Below are 15,139 nucleotides of genomic sequence, written 5' to 3' on the forward strand. Positions count from 1 at the left end.
GAGGGCCTGGTGCGAAGACGTAAAGCGTCGACGCCCCAGGCTTTTTTTTGTTTGCTGCGAGCAGCGCATCGCGAGTCGAAAGCGACGAACGTTTGGCCGAATTTGACGATTTCGGAAAATGCGAATATCAACAATAATTTTCGGGTCGAGAACGGAGATCATTCGCTCGAAACTGACATTCAATAGATATTCATTTCCATAATCGACTTCGACGCCACCGCCGGCGGCCCGTAGCGTCAACGCGGCGTGTCGTCGTAACCGAAGGGCGGCGCGATGAAAGCGATGACGCAGCTTTGTTTGCAGTTGGCGGGATCCATAAAACGGATCTCGATGCGTGCGATGCCGCTCGCCGCGGCGGTGTTCGTCATGTACCAGTCGAGCGCCTTCGGCGCCGGCGCGCTGCCCGGCGGCGGTCGCTTCGTCGCCGGGACCGGCACGATCGGCGGCGACGCCGGTTCGCTGACGATCCATCAAACATCGAGCAAAGGCGTCATCGACTGGCGCAGTTTCTCGATTGGCGCGGGCAATAGCGTCGTGTTCGACAACGGCAGCGGCGCTACGTTGAACCGCGTGGCCGGCGGCGATACGTCGTTCCTGCTCGGCAAGCTTTCGGCCACCGGCAGCCTCTATTTGATCAACCCGCAGGGCGTGGTGGTCGGGGCGGGCGGCGTCGTGTCGACGGGCGGCCGCTTCGTCGCGTCCACGCTCGATGTCGATACGGCGGCGTTCATGAACGGCGGACCGTTGACGTTCGACGGCGCATCGACACGGCGTGTCGTCAATTTGGGCAAGATCGGTTCGAGCGGCGGCGACGTATTCCTCATTTCGAGCGATGAAGTCGACAACTTCGGCACCATAGAGGCGCGGCAGGGTTCGGTCGAACTGGCCGCCGGTCGAGCTGTTCTGCTGCAAGACGCATCGACGGGGCAGCAGGTCTTCGTGAAAGCGGGCAGTCACGGCACGATCGTCAATCGCGGGGCGATCGATGCGGCGCAAGTGAGCTTGCAAGCCGCCGACGGCAATATCTATGCGCTCTCGGGCAATCATGCCGCGATCCGAGCGACGGGCACGGCCTCGCGCGACGGCCACGTTTGGCTGGTCGCGGATACGGGCGGCATTACGTTCGCCCAGCCGATAGAAGCGCACAACGCCGAGGGCAAAGGGGGCACGGTCGACACGAGTGCGGCTGGCTTTGCATTCGTTGGCGCCATGCCCGCGGTGCTCGCCGGCGTTTGGAACGTGACGACGCCGCGTATCGCGATCGATGCCGCGGCTGCTCGATACTTTTCGCGCAGCATGAGCGCCGGCACGTCCTTGAACGTACAAACGACGGGAGCGTCGGGGCGAGATGGAGACATCGAGGTGGCGGGAGACATCGATTGGCGCGGAGATGCCTCGCTGACGCTCGCCGCTTATCGTTCGGTGACCGTCGGCAAGGGCGCGACGATTCGAAATGCGGGGGGCGGAAGTTCGACTTTGCGCGCCGATGCAACGGCGATCGACAACGGCGTCAGCGTGATCAACAACGGCACGCTCGATTGGTCGAAGAGCGGGGGCATCGTCAGTCTGCTTTACGACATGCAGGGCAGCTATCGTCCCGGAACGTTGCTCGGCAATCCAGCATGGACGTCGCCCCGGTTCAGTGGCCTGCCGACGCAGATCACGGGCTATCAGACGATCAATTCACTCGACGATCTGAAGCTGCTGCAAAGCCCGAATGCCGACTACGGCGGCAATTACGCATTGGGTAGAGACCTCGAATCGGATTACCACGGCATGCCGTCGTCGACGTTGGTCGGTATCGGGAACGACACGTATGGGACGACGCATACGTTCACGGGTCAATTCGACGGCATGGGTCACACGCTCGATGCGGCATGGGTGAGCGTGGGCTTTTTCGATCAAATCGGCGCGAGCGGGTTCGTCCGCAACTTCAAGATGACGAATTCGTATGCATTGCCGGGCTATAACGACTATGGCCAGGCAAGCGCCGTCGGCCTGTTGGCGAGGGACAATCAAGGCGTCGTGGCCAACGTCTCCGTGCAGGGCAGTGTCGCGGGCTATGCCGCCACGGGCGGCGGCCTAGTCGGCTCGAACGAAGGCACGATCATGCGCTCCGGCGCCGATGCGGGCGTATCGAGCGACGGGATCAACGGCGGCCTGGTCGGTCACAATAGCGGGGCCATCGTCCAGTCCTTCGCCACCGGCGACGTCGGCGGCGTCGCGTTCGGTGTGACACCGGCGGTTAGTGGTGGCGGTCTCGTCGCCGTGAACGACGGCACGATCGCGCAGTCGTATGCGACCGGCAACGCGGCGGGCGATCCTTATGCGATCGTCGCCGCAGGGCTTGCCGCCTACAACAACGGCACGATCACGCAATCGTTCGCTACCGGTCGAGTCGCGGGCGAATCGCCGATTCAACATCAGGGCGCGCAGCTCGCGGGTATCACCAACGGCAATACCGTCGGAGCAAGCGGCGGGTCGGTCGCGACGGATGTCTATTGGGACGCGCAAACGAGCGGACAAAGTAACGGCGGACCGGGCGTGCTCGACGCCAATGGACTCACGACCGCCCAGATGTCGAACCCGGCTAGTTTCGTCGGCTGGAATTTCGGACCGGGTGGCGTATGGGCGATGCCGGCTGGCGCCACGCATCCGGTGCTCGCATGGCAACTCAATAGGCAGTAATAGGCAGTGAGGGACTCAACGCGGCTTGCCGTTAGGCGTATCGGCCGATCGCGCCGTTCGAGGGTGCGTTGGAAGGCTCGCCCATTCGCGGCTATTACAGCCGCGACAAGGAGCAGGTTCGTCAGCAGGTCAACGCGTGGATTCGCGGCAGCGGGGCATTCGATGCCGTGGCGGACTTCGATGCCGTGTTGCGCGACCCGCAACGCCCTTCGCGTTCGCTGCTGCGTTTCGATTGCGAGGATCACCTGCATCCCAACGATGCGGGCGACGCGGAGATGGCCGCTGTGCTGACGCCGCGGGTGCTGTTCGGGCAGTCCGATATATCGCCCGACTGACGGCGAGGCTGGCACACGTTTACGCTTTTTTTACGGCTGGAGCGCCACTCTTATCGTGGCGTTTACTCGATCTCACCTACGCTCTCATCTGTCCTGATCCGCTAGGTGAGAACACAAAAATGGATTTCATTTATCTCGTCGGCATCGCCATCTTCTTGGGGCTGTGCATGGCGCTTACCACGGGTTGCGAGCGGCTGCGCAACCGCAAGCCGGGAGGTCGGTCGTGACCACGGCTTGGATGATATGGCTCGCCGGCGCCTCGACGCTGGTTTTGTTGGGGTATCTCATCTATGCGCTGCTGCGCGCGGAGGACCTCGAATGAGCCCGAACGCCTTCCTACAACCGGCGCTTTTCATCGTCGTATTGATCGCGCTCGCGATGCCGGCAGGTCGCTACATGGCCGCTGTGTTCGACGGCTCGTCCGTCGTCGTGCGCAAAATCGGCAAGCCGATCGAGCGGCTGCTGTACAACATCGCCGGCGTCGACGAAAGCGCCGAAATGTCGTGGCAGCACTATGCACTGGCGGTGCTGGTGTTCAATGCGCTCGGCGCGCTCGTCCTGTACGGCTTCCTGCGCTTGCAACAATGGCTGCCCGCAAACCCGCAAGCGTTCGGCCCGATGGCGCCTGACGCGGCGTTCAATACAGCCGTTAGCTTCGTCACGAACACGAATTGGCAAAACTACACGCCCGAGGCTACCGTCAGCTATTTGACGCAAATGGCGGGCTTGACCGTGCAGAACTTCCTGTCGGCGGCGACGGGTATCGCCGTCGTGGTGGCGCTGATTCGGGGCTTCGCACGTCATACGGCACAGACGATCGGCAATTTCTGGGTCGACCTCACACGCACCACGCTCTATGTCCTCGTCCCGATCGCGACCATCGTGGCGCTCGTCCTCATTAGCCAGGGCGTGATTCAGAACTTCAAGTCGTATCAAGAAGTGCCGACGCTGCAGGTCACCGCATATCGAATGCCGCAAAACGATGCGCAAGGCAATCCCGTCAAAGACGCCAAGGGCAATCCTGTCATGCAGGAGGTGAAGGTCGATAAGCAGACGATCGCGATGGGGCCGGTCGCCTCGCAAGAAGCGATCAAGATGGTCGGCACGAACGGCGGAGGCTTCTTCAACGCGAACTCGGCGCATCCCTATGAGAATCCGACGCCGCTGTCGAACTTCTTGCAGATACTGTCGATCCTGATCATCCCCGCGGGCTTGTGCGTCGTGTTCGGCACGATGGTCGGCGACCGCCGGCAAGGTTACGCGGTCCTTGCCGCCATGACGATCGCGTTCGCCGTGGCATGTTGGGGAGAAATCCGCGCGGAGCAGGCGGGCAATCCGCTCTTCGCCTCGCTTCACGTCGACCAAAGCCAGTCCGCTTCGCAACCGGGCGGAAACATGGAAGGCAAGGAAGTGCGTTTCGGCATCGCAGGCACGGGCATCTTCACGGTCGCGACGACGGCCGCATCGTGCGGCGCAGTCGACGCCATGCACGATTCGCTGACGCCGATGGGCGGGTTCGTCCCGTTGATGTTGATTCAACTCGGCGAAGTGATTTTCGGCGGCGTCGGCTCCGGCCTGTACGGGATGTTGGTGTTCGCGCTGCTAGCCGTGTTCGTCGCCGGATTGATGATCGGCCGCACGCCCGAGTACGTCGGCAAGAAGATCGAAGCCTATGAAATGAAGATGGTGTCGATCGCGATCTTGTCGACGCCGTTTCTCGTGCTCGCCGGAGCGTCGATCGGCGTGCTTTCGCCGCTTGGAACCGCCGGCATTTCCAATCCCGGGCCGCACGGCTTCTCCGAGATTCTCTATGCCTTCAGCTCGGCCGCCAACAACAACGGCAGCGCATTCGCCGGGCTCTCGGTGAACACGCCGTTCTACAACGTGCTGCTCGCGGTGGCGATGTGGTTCGGGCGCTTCGCGACGATCGTGCCGGTGCTCGCCATCGCCGGTTCGCTCGCGAACAAGAAGCGCATTGCCGCGACTTCCGGCACGCTGCCGACGCACGGTCCGCTATTCGTGGTGCTGCTGCTCGGCACACTCGTCCTCGTCGGGGCGCTCACCTATGTGCCGGCCTTGGCGCTGGGTCCCATCGTCGAGCATCTCACGATGATCTCGGGTCGTTGATTTCGAGGAAAGCATGACTACTGTCACTGAACCGCCTATCCATCGTTCGGAAAACGTCGGACAGACTCGAACCGCGGTGCGGTCGATGTTCGACTCGGCGCTCTTGAGGCCGGCGATCGTCGATTCTTTCAAGAAGCTGGGGCCGCGCACTCAGCTACGCAACCCGGTCATGTTTTGCGTCTATGTGGGCTGCATCCTGGCTACGGTGCTGTGGCTCGCTGCGCTTGCGGGTCAAGCCGAGGCACCCTCGGGTTTCATCCTGGCCGTCGCGCTCGGGCTCTGGTTCACGGTGTTGTTCGCGAACTTCGCCGAGGCCGTCGCGGAAGGGCGCTCCAAAGCGCAAGCGGCATCGCTTCGTAGCGCCAAGCACCAAGTCATGGCGAAGAAGCTCAACGAGCCGCACCCGAAATCGCCGATCCTCGTCGTGACGTCCACCGATCTGCGCAAGGGCGACGTGGTCTTGATCGAAGCGGGCGACACGATTCCCGCCGACGGCGAAGTGATCGACGGCGTCGCCTCGGTGGACGAATCGGCGATTACAGGCGAATCGGCGCCCGTGATCCGCGAGTCGGGCGGCGATTTCTCATCGGTGACGGGCGGCACGCGCGTGTTGTCGGACTGGATCGTCGTGCGCGTGAGCGTGAACCCCGGCGAGGCGTTCCTGGATCGCATGATCGCGATGGTCGAAGGGGCCAAGCGGCAAAAGACGCCGAACGAGATCGCGCTGACGATCTTGCTCGTGGCGTTGACCTTGGTGCTGCTCTTTGCGACGGCCACGTTGCTACCGTTCTCCATCTTCTCGGTGGCGGCTGCGAAGGCGGGCCACGCGGTGACGATCACGGCGCTCGTCGCCTTGCTCGTTTGCTTGATTCCGACGACGATCGGCGGACTGCTGTCGGCCATCGGCGTGGCAGGCATGAGCCGAATGATGCAAGCGAACGTGATCGCGACCTCGGGCCGCGCCGTCGAAGCGGCCGGCGATATCGATGTGTTGCTGCTCGACAAAACCGGCACGATTACGCTGGGCAACCGGCAAGCGGCGTCTTTCCTCCCTGCGCCGAATGTGACGGAGGAGGCGCTGGCGGACGCGGCGCAGTTGTCGTCGCTCGCAGACGAAACGCCCGAAGGCCGCAGCATCGTCGTGTTGGCCAAGCAGCGCTTCAATATTCGCGAACGCGACATGGGCGCGTTGCGCGCTACGTTCCTCGGCTTCACCGCGCAAACACGGATGAGCGGGGTCGACGTGCCGAATCGCCAGATTCGCAAGGGAGCGGCGGATGCCGTGAAGAAGTACGTCGAAGAAAACGGCGGCCGCTATCCGCAAGAGGTTCAACAGGCCGTCGATGACGTCGCGCGCCGCGGCAGCACGCCGCTCGTCGTCGCCGAAAAAGCGGGCGATGGCGCCCCAGCGCGCGTGCTGGGCGTGATCGAGCTCAAGGACATCGTCAAGGGAGGCATCAAAGAACGTTTCGCGCAGTTGCGCAGGATGGGCATCAAGACCGTGATGATCACGGGCGATAACCGCTTGACCGCGGCCGCGATTGCCGCGGAAGCGGGCGTCGACGATTTTCTCGCCGAGGCGACGCCCGAAGCGAAGCTGAAGATGATCCGCGCGCACCAAGCCGAGGGACGTCTCGTCGCCATGACGGGCGACGGCACCAACGATGCGCCCGCGCTTGCGCAAGCCGATGTCGCGGTCGCGATGAACACGGGCACGCAGGCGGCCAAAGAAGCCGGCAACATGGTCGACCTCGATTCGAACCCGACCAAGCTCATCGAGATCGTCGAGATCGGCAAGCAAATGCTGATGACGCGCGGAGCGCTGACCACATTTTCGATCGCCAACGATGTGGCGAAGTACTTCGCGATCATCCCGGCGGCGTTCGCGACGACTTACCCGCAACTGCGCGTGCTCGATGTCATGCATTTGGCCTCGCCCGCATCGGCGATTTTGTCGGCGGTGATCTTCAACGCGCTCATCATCGTCTTCTTGATCCCGCTGGCGTTGAAAGGCGTGCCGTACCGTCCGCTCGGCGCGGCGTCGCTGTTGCGCCGCAATCTGCTGATCTATGGGCTAGGCGGCATTTTGCTGCCGTTCCCATTCATCAAGCTCATCGACATGCTCATCGCGGCGGGGGGCTGGGCGTGACGGCCCGCACGCGGCGCCGCATGCACGGCACTGAGTGCGCGCACCGATCGATTCGCGTCGCGACGCCGCCCCGGCGTCCGGTGTGCCTAGTAACACGACTTGTTGGTATCGAACGATGATGAAAAATCTACTGAGACCCACCTTGGTGTTGTTCGTTGCATTGACGGTGGTCACGGGCATTGCCTATCCCGTTCTCGTCACGGCGCTCGGCCAAGCCGTCTTTCCGCATCAAGCCAACGGCAGTCTGATCGTCAGGGGCGGGGAGCCGGTCGGCTCCGAGCTGATCGGACAGCAGTTCGATGCCCCCGGGTACTTTTGGGGTCGTCTGTCTGCCACGACGCCGAATCCGTACAATGCGCAGAATTCTGGCGGCTCCAACCTCGGGCCGACCAATCCGGCCCTTGCGGACGAAGTGAAGGGGCGATTAAATGCACTGCATGCCGCCGATCCGGCGAATACGGCGCCCGTGCCGGTCGATCTCGTCACCTCGTCCGGCAGCGGGCTCGATCCGGAGATCTCGCCGGCAGCGGCCGCCTATCAGGCTGCGCGTGTCGCGAAGGCGAGAGCGCTCGCGCGTGAGCAGGTCGATGCGCTGATCGCGCGCAATACGTCGGGGCGCCAATGGGGTGTGCTGGGCGAGGCGCGGGTGAATGTGCTCGAGTTGAACCTCGCGCTCGATCAATTGAAGCCGCTGCGCTGAACCGACGATGAGCCTGTGCGAGCGAGCGGCTCGCCGATCGCGGTGCAACCGTTTCGGTCATGGTGAACAGAAGTGATGGAAAGACCCGATCCCGACGCACTGCTCGATAAGATCGCGCGCGATGAGAAGAAACGCCGGCGGGGCCGGCTGAAGGTGTTCTTCGGCGCGTCGGCCGGCGTGGGCAAGACGTTCGCCATGCTGCAAGCGGCGCGGCGCAGGCGCGAGGACGGCGTCGACGTCGTCGTGGGTATCGTCGAGACGCATGGCCGCAAGGAAACGCTGGCCCTGCTCGGAGGGCTGGAAACGATCGCGCCGGCCACGATCGCGTATCGCGACCGCAAGCTGGACGAATTCGACGTCGATGCGGCGCTTGCGCGCAAGCCCGAGTTGATTCTCGTCGATGAGTTGGCGCATTCGAACGTCCCGGGCTCGCGTCATCTGAAGCGCTGGCAAGACGTGCACGAGCTGCTCGATGCGGGCATCGACGTCTATACGACCGTCAACGTTCAGCACTTGGAAACGCTGAACGATGTCGTCGGGCAAATCACGGGTATTCGCGTGCGGGAGACCGTTCCCGATCGCGTGTTCGATCTGGCCGACGAGGTCACGCTGGTCGATTTGCCGGCGGAAGAGTTGCTCGATCGCCTGCGCGAGGGCAAGGTCTATCTGCCGCATCAGGCCGAAAACGCTGTGCGCAACTTCTTCCGCAAAGGCAATCTCATCGCCCTGCGCGAACTGGCGTTGCGCCGCACGGCCGATCGCGTCGACGCGCAAATGCGCGAGTATCGCGCCGATCAATCGATCGAGCGTATTTGGCAGGCGCGCGAGCGCATCATCGTTTGCGTCGGCGCCGGCCCCGAGTCCACCACGCTCGTGCGTGCGGGGGCGCGTCTTGCCGCGAGCCTCAAAGCCGACTGGCTTGCCGTGTATGTCGAGACGCCGAAGCTGCAGCGGCTACCCGATACGCTTCGCAAGCGCACGCTCGATGCATTGAAGCTCGCGTCCGAACTGGGCGCCGAAACGGTGACGCTGCAAGGCCAAGAAGCGACGCCCACGCTCATTGCTTATGCACGCATGCGCAACGTGTCGAAGCTCGTGATAGGGGCCGTCCCGACTTCTCGATGGCGCGGATGGCTGCGGCGTTCGACCGGCGAGAGCTTGATTCGCGCGGCGCACGACTTGGATGTCACGCTCGTCAATTCGGGCGCGATGCGCGAGAGCGCCGAGCGGGGCGAGGCCGTGGCGCGCTTCGCCTGGACCGGCGCGGACGGCAAGCATTCGTCGGTTACTTCTTACTCCTATGCATTCGGGATCTGCGCGGCGATCACGTTCGTCGCGAGTTTTTTCGTCGATCGAATCTCGCTGACGAACCTCGTCATGTTGTACTTGCTCGGCACGATCTTCGTCGCCGCGAAGCTCGGGCGCGGGCCCGGCCTGATGTTCTCGTTCCTGGGCGTGGGTGCGTTCGATTTCTTCTTCGTGCCGCCGCGCATGTCGTTTACCGTTTCCGATACGCAATACCTGCTGACGTTCGCGGTCATGCTCGTCACTTCGCTGACGATCAGCAACCTGACGGCGAGCCTGCGCCGGCAAGCACGTATCGCGACGTTGCGCGAGCGCCGAACGGGCGCGATGTTCGAGACGGCGCGCGAGCTTGGCGCCGCGTTGACCACGGCGCAGATCATCGAGGTCGGCACGCGTCACGTCGCGGAGATGCTGCAAGCGCGCGTGGCGATTCTATTGCCCGATAGCACGGAGAAGGTGAAGCAGAAGGTCGAGCACCCCGACGAAGCGGTCACGCTCGATGCGTCGGCCGTCGATCTCGATATCGCGCAGTGGGTGTACGACCAGCAAAAGAACGCAGGGCACGGCACCGATACGCTGCCCGCTGCCGCCGCGCTGTATCTGCCGCTGAAGGCGCCGATGCGCACGCGCGGCGTGATCGCGATTTTGTCGCCGCACATGGAGGAGCTCGACATCCCGGAGCAGCGCCGCATGATCGATACGTTCGCGGCGCAGATCGCGCTCGCGCTCGAACGCGTGCATTACGTCGAAATCGCCCAGGATGCACTCGTCAACATGGAGTCGGAGCGTCTGCGCAATTCTTTGCTGTCCGCGATTTCGCACGACTTGCGCACGCCGCTGACGTCGATCGTCGGTTTCGCATCGATGCTCGCGGACAGGCCCAGCGGCGAAGCAGCCAACGCCGCGCAAGCGCGGGAGCTAGCCGAAGCGATTCACGACGAGGCGTTGCGCATGACCGGTGTGGTCACGAACTTGCTCGACATGGCGCGGCTGCAAGGGGGCGGCATGCGGCTGAACCGCCAATGGTCGTCGATCGAGGAGGTGGTCGGCTCGGCATTGTCGGCGTGCCGTCGGACTCTGTCCGGCCGCCCGATCGAAACCCGCGTGCCGCATGATTTGCCGCTCGTGCGACTCGATGCCGTGCTCGTCGAACGGCTCTTCGTGAACCTGCTCGAAAACGCAACGAAGTACACGCCTGCGGGCTCGCCCATCGCGATCGCCGCACAGACGATCACGACGGCGCAGGGGCGCTTCGTGAAGGTTCAGGTGCACGATAGCGGCCCAGGGTTGCCTGCAGGGATCGAATCGCGCTTGTTCGAGAAGTTTACGCGCGGCGAAAAAGAATCGGCCAAGCCCGGCATCGGTCTGGGCTTGGCGATTTGCCGTGCGATCGTCGAAGCGCACGAAGGCGAGATCGGGGCGTTCAATCGGTTCGATCCTGGCGGCGCGGTGGCGGGTGCGACGTTCTGGTGTACATTTCCGGCCAACGAGACGCCCGCGATCGAGCCCGATGCGCTGGAGGACGACGAGTCTGGGAATGAGGCGGACGACCTGCCGCCGGCTGCGGCTGGGCCCGCCTCCGGGCAGCAAACGCCGCAACCGCCGCAGTCGATGCCGCCCGCGTCCGCGAACGGAGCTTAGGGATGTCCGAATCCACGATTACCGTCGTTCTCATCGAGGACGACAAACCGATTCGCCGCTTCGTGCAGGCATCGCTCGAGACCGAGCACATGCGTGTGCTGGAGGCCGAGTCGGGGCGCCGCGGCCTTTCGCTGGCAGCCAGCGCTAGGCCCGATTTGGTCATCGTCGATCTCGGCTTGCCCGACATGGACGGAGCGGACGTCATCGGTCAATTGCGCGATTGGTCGTCGGTGCCGATCATCGTCTTATCTGCGCGCACGCGCGAACAAGAGAAAGTGGCTGCGCTCGATGCGGGCGCCGACGACTATCTGACCAAGCCCTTCGGCGTGCCGGAACTGATGGCGCGTATTCGCGCGCAGTTGCGCCGGCACAATCGCGCCGGTTCGAACGAATCGTCGAAGCTGCAGTTTGGGGTGGTGGAAATAGATTTCGAAATGCGGATCGTGAGGCGCGAGGGGCAGCCCGTGCATCTGACGCCAATCGAATATCGCTTGCTCGTTGCGCTGGCGCGTCACGCGGGCCGGGTCCTGACGCACCGTCAATTGCTGCATGAAGTATGGGGGCCGTCTCGTGTGGAAAGCGCGCACTATTTGCGCATCTACATGGGGCACTTGCGACAGAAGCTCGAGCGCGATCCTGCGCAGCCCGAATACATCATGACGGAGACCGGTGTCGGCTACCGGCTCGTGGGCGCGTTATGACTCGTCCTCGTAACCGTCCGCCTCTCGGCGCTCTCGCCGCTCTTCGTTCGCGCGCCGTGCGCGCAACCGCTGACGCGACAGCACGGCAATCACTTCGCTCGTGCTCGCGCCCGCGGGCACTTCGTTGCGGATGACATTGGGCACCATCGGCAGGCCCAAGCGTTGCCGGCGCAGCGCCGTGGCGATCGCTGTGCGGCATTCCTGCCCATGGCACTCCCATTCGTCGCGAATTTTTCCGCAATAACGGCACTTGTCCATGCCGGCCATTTTACCGGCAATCGCGAATCCGTTGAGGCGAGGGCAGGTGCGCCGCAGCCGCTCGCTAGGTCATCGCTTCTTCGAACGACAGGCGGCACGGTTGCGCGAGCGTGACCTCGTCGCAGTTCGCTCCGTCGCCGCCGCGGTCGATGACGATGAAATCGCTCGCCGCATCGAGCGCGATCAACGGGTGATGCCAAACTCCGCGCGCATAGTTCACGCCCATGCGCCCTTGCACGCTGAAAGCGCGCATGCGCTGCTCGTCGAATCGGCCGGACGGGGCGACGACAACCAAGTAACGCAGGTTCTCGCCCAGCGGAATGAAGGCCTGGCTGCCGAGCGGGTGGCGCTCCATCATCGTCACCTCGAACGGCAGCGCGCGCGGTTGCCCGCGAAAGACGTTGACGAGGGGCCGCCCCCCGGCTTCGGCGACATCGATCTTCGCGAGGTCGTGAAAGCGCTCGGTCGTGCCGCCGTTGATCGGGAAGCGGCGCGCACCGTTCAGCGCAATGACGTCGCCGAAGGGCGCAAAAGCCGCGGGCGTGAGCGGTTCGACGAGAAGGGCGCGGCTCATCGGTTCGCGCCTCATGCGGGCTCGCCCCACAACCGAAGGCGCGAGACGCCCCCGTCGGGGAAGATATTGAAGCGCACATGCGTGACGGCGCCCAGTGCGGCGAGTTCCCGTTCGTAGAAGTGTTGCGCATCCATTCGCAACGGTTGCTCGGGCAGCAGCACGGGCCAGAACATCGACTGCGTGATCAGCGACTCGTCGGTGCCGCCCTTCACATAGGCGGCCTGTAACGAGCAGCGATCGGGGTAGTTGCCTTTGAAGAAGGCAGTATCGACTTCGATCTTTCTAATCGTGCCCGGTTGCGCCAGGGCGACGATGGCCCAATCGTTGCCCGGTTCGCGGCGTCGCCGGGTTTCCCATCCGTCGCCCATGTTGGCGCCGCGGCCGGGCATGAGCATGTTCGATGCAAGGCCGAAATGCTGATTGTTTGCAGCGACGACATGCGCGCCGTTGAGCGCGGCCGCGAAGTCCACGAGTTCAGCGTTGCGGGAAGCCTCCTCCCCGCGGCCGGCATCGAGCGCAGGCCTGCCGTACACGCGCAAGCGTGCGACGCCCCCGTCGGGGAACAGTGTGATGCGGATATGCGTGAACGCGCCGGTATCGCACACGCCGAAGTAATGGTGTTGATTGCCTTGCAACGCCGTGGGCGGCACGAGCGTGTGCCATCGGGCATCATCGGGCGGCAGCTCGTCCGCGGCGGCGCACGCTTCGATCGATGCCGCGGGCGGGTAATTGCCCGTGAAGTGGCTCGTATCGATATCGACGCCTTCGATCGTGCCGTGGCGGGCCAGTTTGACGACACACCAGTCCTGGCCCGTCGTGCGTTTGCGGCGCGTCTCCCAGCCGTCCATCCATTTGCCGTGATCGTCGTACTTGCCGGGAATGAACACGGCCGGCTGCGGGTCGAGCATGCGCTCTTTCGGCGCGAAGAATTCGTCGCTTGCCGCGAGCGCTTTGGCGCCTAAGCGCGGGTCCGCCAAGTTCAGGCAGCGGCGCGTGAAGTCGGGGGCGTGAGGGTCGAGAGTCGGAATGGCCATGATGTTCGATTGGGAGTGCTAAGCATGCTGGCGAGACGAGGCGGGGCAGCCTCGCTCGTCGAAAAGGCGGTGGGGTCCCCATGCAGCCGCCGGGCGAGGCCGGCGGGAAGCAAACGAGGCTATCGGTCAGATCGCGGCCGCGCCCGCAATGGGGCCGTCTGTGTGCGGCGCCGCCGTTTCGGGCACGAAATCGAAGCCGGGCGTTCGATCCAACACGTGGTGCGCGCGTACGTGGTCGATGTCTCGTTCCCAAGCGGCCACCACGACGGTCGCCACGCAGTTGCCGATCAAATTCGTCACGGCGCGAGCGATCCCGACAAACCAATCGACCGGCAGGATCAATACGAGGCCGAGCACCGGAATGGCGGGGATGGCCGAGAGCGTAGCCGCCAGAATTACGATGGCCGAGCCGGGGATGCCGTGCGCGCCCTTCGATGTCACGAGCGAAACCAAGATGACGACGATCAAGTCGTGCATCGACAGCGGCGTATTCGTGGCTTGAGCGATGAACAGAACGGCGAGGGTCAGGTAGATCGAGAAGCCGTCCAGATTGAATGAGTAACCGGTCGGGATGACGAGGCCCACGGTCGAATCTTTGACGCCCATCCATTCGAGCTTGCGCATCACTTGCGGCAGCACCGCGTCGGAGGAGGCCGTGCCGAACACGATCACGAGTTCTTCCCGCAGATAACGCAAGAGCTTGAGCAGGCTGAAACCGGACAGGCGCATGACGGCGCCGAGCACGATGGCGACGAACAGCGCGCAACTCGCGTAGAAGATCAGGACGAGCAGGCCGAGTTGCTTGAGCGAGGCGACGCCGTACGTGCCCGTGGTGAACGCGATCGCGCCGAGCACGCCGAGCGGCGCGAGCTTGATGATGAAGCCCATCACGCGAAAGAACACTTGCGCGAATTCGTCGATCAGCGTGTTCACGCGCTTCGCCTTCTCGCCCAGCAGCGACAGGGCCGCGCCGAACAGCACGGCGAACACCAGCACTTGCAGGATGTCGCCTTTGGCGAACGCATCGAAGATCGTGTCGGGAATGATCTTCAACAGAAAGGCGCCGACGTCCTTGAGGCTCTTCGCGTGCTCTGAATAGGTCGCCAACGCTTGGGCGTCGAGCGTATGCACGTCCACGTTCATGCCCGCACCGGGCTTGACGACCATGGCCAATACCGCGCCGATCATGAGCGCAATGGACGTCATGAATTCGAAGTAGACGATGGCTTTGCCGCCGACGCGGCCGACTTTCTTCAAATTACCGGCGCCGGCAATGCCGCTCACCACTACGCAGAACACGATGGGGGCGACCACCATCTTGATCAGTTTGAGGAAGCCGTCGCCGAACGGCCGTAGCGACTGCGCAAAGTGCGGAAACAGCGCACCGAGGACGATACCGACGATGAGCGCAACCATCACGCGGCCGAATAGCGAATTGATGAATCTGAGCACGGCTTCCTCCAATGACGGTGGCGGGTATTCATCTGGTCTAACTGGTAAGACCAGACGCGTTATGACGAAGATTAGGAAGCCGATATAGTTGCGTCAAGCACCGTTGGGCTCGTGGTTTACCCCGTGCGTGCCGGAAAGCCAAGCGCTGCGGGCGGATGACCCATTGCACGGGCGT

12 protein-coding genes are annotated in these 15,139 nt (G+C 63.5%); 8 read left to right on the forward strand and 4 right to left on the reverse strand.

Features of this window, described 5'->3' with window-relative positions:
- The first annotated feature begins 273 nt into the window (after window positions 1-273).
- From QQS38_RS13260 to QQS38_RS13295, 8 genes are all read left to right on the forward strand, one after another.
- A complete protein-coding gene (locus QQS38_RS13260; protein ID WP_479645827.1) occupies window positions 274-2,688 on the forward strand; it encodes a two-partner secretion domain-containing protein in 2,415 nt (804 codons plus the stop codon).
- Window positions 2,689-2,756: 68 nt separating this feature from the next.
- Window positions 2,757-3,023, forward strand: coding sequence for an SGNH/GDSL hydrolase family protein (locus QQS38_RS13265; RefSeq protein WP_479645828.1), 267 nt, complete (start codon window positions 2,757-2,759; stop codon window positions 3,021-3,023).
- 238 nt (window positions 3,024-3,261) lie between these two features.
- Complete coding sequence (locus tag QQS38_RS13270; protein ID WP_479645975.1) at window positions 3,262-3,345, forward strand: potassium-transporting ATPase subunit F; 84 nt, start codon at window positions 3,262-3,264, stop codon at window positions 3,343-3,345.
- The gene (gene kdpA, locus QQS38_RS13275) at window positions 3,342-5,150 is read left to right on the forward strand and encodes a potassium-transporting ATPase subunit KdpA (RefSeq protein WP_479645829.1); all 1,809 of its coding nucleotides are present in this window, start codon (window positions 3,342-3,344) and stop codon (window positions 5,148-5,150) included. Before QQS38_RS13270 ends, kdpA begins: the two co-directional genes overlap by 4 nt.
- A 13-nt stretch (window positions 5,151-5,163) precedes the next feature.
- Window positions 5,164-7,299: a potassium-transporting ATPase subunit KdpB gene (gene kdpB / locus QQS38_RS13280; RefSeq protein ID WP_479645830.1), complete on the forward strand. Its 2,136-nt coding sequence runs from the start codon at window positions 5,164-5,166 to the stop codon at window positions 7,297-7,299.
- Between the two features lie 118 nt (window positions 7,300-7,417).
- Window positions 7,418-7,999: a potassium-transporting ATPase subunit KdpC gene (kdpC, locus tag QQS38_RS13285; protein ID WP_479645831.1), complete on the forward strand. Its 582-nt coding sequence runs from the start codon at window positions 7,418-7,420 to the stop codon at window positions 7,997-7,999.
- 75 nt (window positions 8,000-8,074) lie between these two features.
- Window positions 8,075-10,945, forward strand: coding sequence for a DUF4118 domain-containing protein (locus QQS38_RS13290; RefSeq protein ID WP_479645832.1), 2,871 nt, complete (start codon window positions 8,075-8,077; stop codon window positions 10,943-10,945).
- A 2-nt stretch (window positions 10,946-10,947) separates the two neighbouring features.
- The gene (locus tag QQS38_RS13295; RefSeq protein ID WP_479645833.1) at window positions 10,948-11,646 is read left to right on the forward strand and encodes a response regulator; all 699 of its coding nucleotides are present in this window, start codon (window positions 10,948-10,950) and stop codon (window positions 11,644-11,646) included.
- Here QQS38_RS13295 and QQS38_RS13300 read toward each other — a convergent pair.
- The 4 genes from QQS38_RS13300 to QQS38_RS13315 all read right to left on the reverse strand — a co-directional run bounded on the left by QQS38_RS13300 (window position 11,641) and on the right by QQS38_RS13315 (window position 14,964).
- The gene (locus QQS38_RS13300) at window positions 11,641-11,904 is read right to left on the reverse strand and encodes a hypothetical protein (protein ID WP_277430631.1); all 264 of its coding nucleotides are present in this window, start codon (window positions 11,902-11,904) and stop codon (window positions 11,641-11,643) included. The genes QQS38_RS13295 and QQS38_RS13300 overlap by 6 nt on opposite strands.
- Before the next feature lie 64 nt (window positions 11,905-11,968).
- Window positions 11,969-12,478: an ureidoglycolate lyase gene (locus QQS38_RS13305; RefSeq protein ID WP_479645834.1), complete on the reverse strand. Its 510-nt coding sequence runs from the start codon at window positions 12,476-12,478 to the stop codon at window positions 11,969-11,971.
- 11 nt (window positions 12,479-12,489) lie between these two features.
- On the reverse strand, window positions 12,490-13,512 hold the full coding sequence (alc, locus tag QQS38_RS13310; protein WP_479645835.1) for an allantoicase: 1,023 nt from the start codon (window positions 13,510-13,512) through the stop codon (window positions 12,490-12,492).
- Between the two features lie 126 nt (window positions 13,513-13,638).
- A complete protein-coding gene (locus QQS38_RS13315; RefSeq protein ID WP_479645836.1) occupies window positions 13,639-14,964 on the reverse strand; it encodes a C4-dicarboxylate transporter DctA in 1,326 nt (441 codons plus the stop codon).
- Between the last annotated feature and the right edge of the window lie 175 nt (window positions 14,965-15,139).

The organism is Trinickia sp. Z7 (assembly GCF_056498045.1).

What these genes read in the sequence shown, in the direction of transcription:
- QQS38_RS13260 (WP_479645827.1), top strand. Translation starts at nt 274, where the DNA reads ATGAAAGCGATGACGCAGCTTTGTTTGCAGTTGGCGGGATCCATAAAA.
- QQS38_RS13270 (WP_479645975.1), top strand. Translation starts at nt 3,262, where the DNA reads ATGATATGGCTCGCCGGCGCCTCGACGCTGGTTTTGTTGGGGTATCTC.
- kdpA (WP_479645829.1), top strand. Translation starts at nt 3,342, where the DNA reads ATGAGCCCGAACGCCTTCCTACAACCGGCGCTTTTCATCGTCGTATTG.
- kdpB (WP_479645830.1), top strand. Translation starts at nt 5,164, where the DNA reads ATGACTACTGTCACTGAACCGCCTATCCATCGTTCGGAAAACGTCGGA.
- kdpC (WP_479645831.1), top strand. Translation starts at nt 7,418, where the DNA reads ATGAAAAATCTACTGAGACCCACCTTGGTGTTGTTCGTTGCATTGACG.
- QQS38_RS13290 (WP_479645832.1), top strand. Translation starts at nt 8,075, where the DNA reads ATGGAAAGACCCGATCCCGACGCACTGCTCGATAAGATCGCGCGCGAT.
- QQS38_RS13295 (WP_479645833.1), top strand. Translation starts at nt 10,948, where the DNA reads ATGTCCGAATCCACGATTACCGTCGTTCTCATCGAGGACGACAAACCG.
- QQS38_RS13300 (WP_277430631.1), bottom strand. Translation starts at nt 11,904, where the DNA reads ATGGACAAGTGCCGTTATTGCGGAAAAATTCGCGACGAATGGGAGTGC.
- QQS38_RS13305 (WP_479645834.1), bottom strand. Translation starts at nt 12,478, where the DNA reads ATGAGCCGCGCCCTTCTCGTCGAACCGCTCACGCCCGCGGCTTTTGCG.
- alc (WP_479645835.1), bottom strand. Translation starts at nt 13,512, where the DNA reads ATGGCCATTCCGACTCTCGACCCTCACGCCCCCGACTTCACGCGCCGC.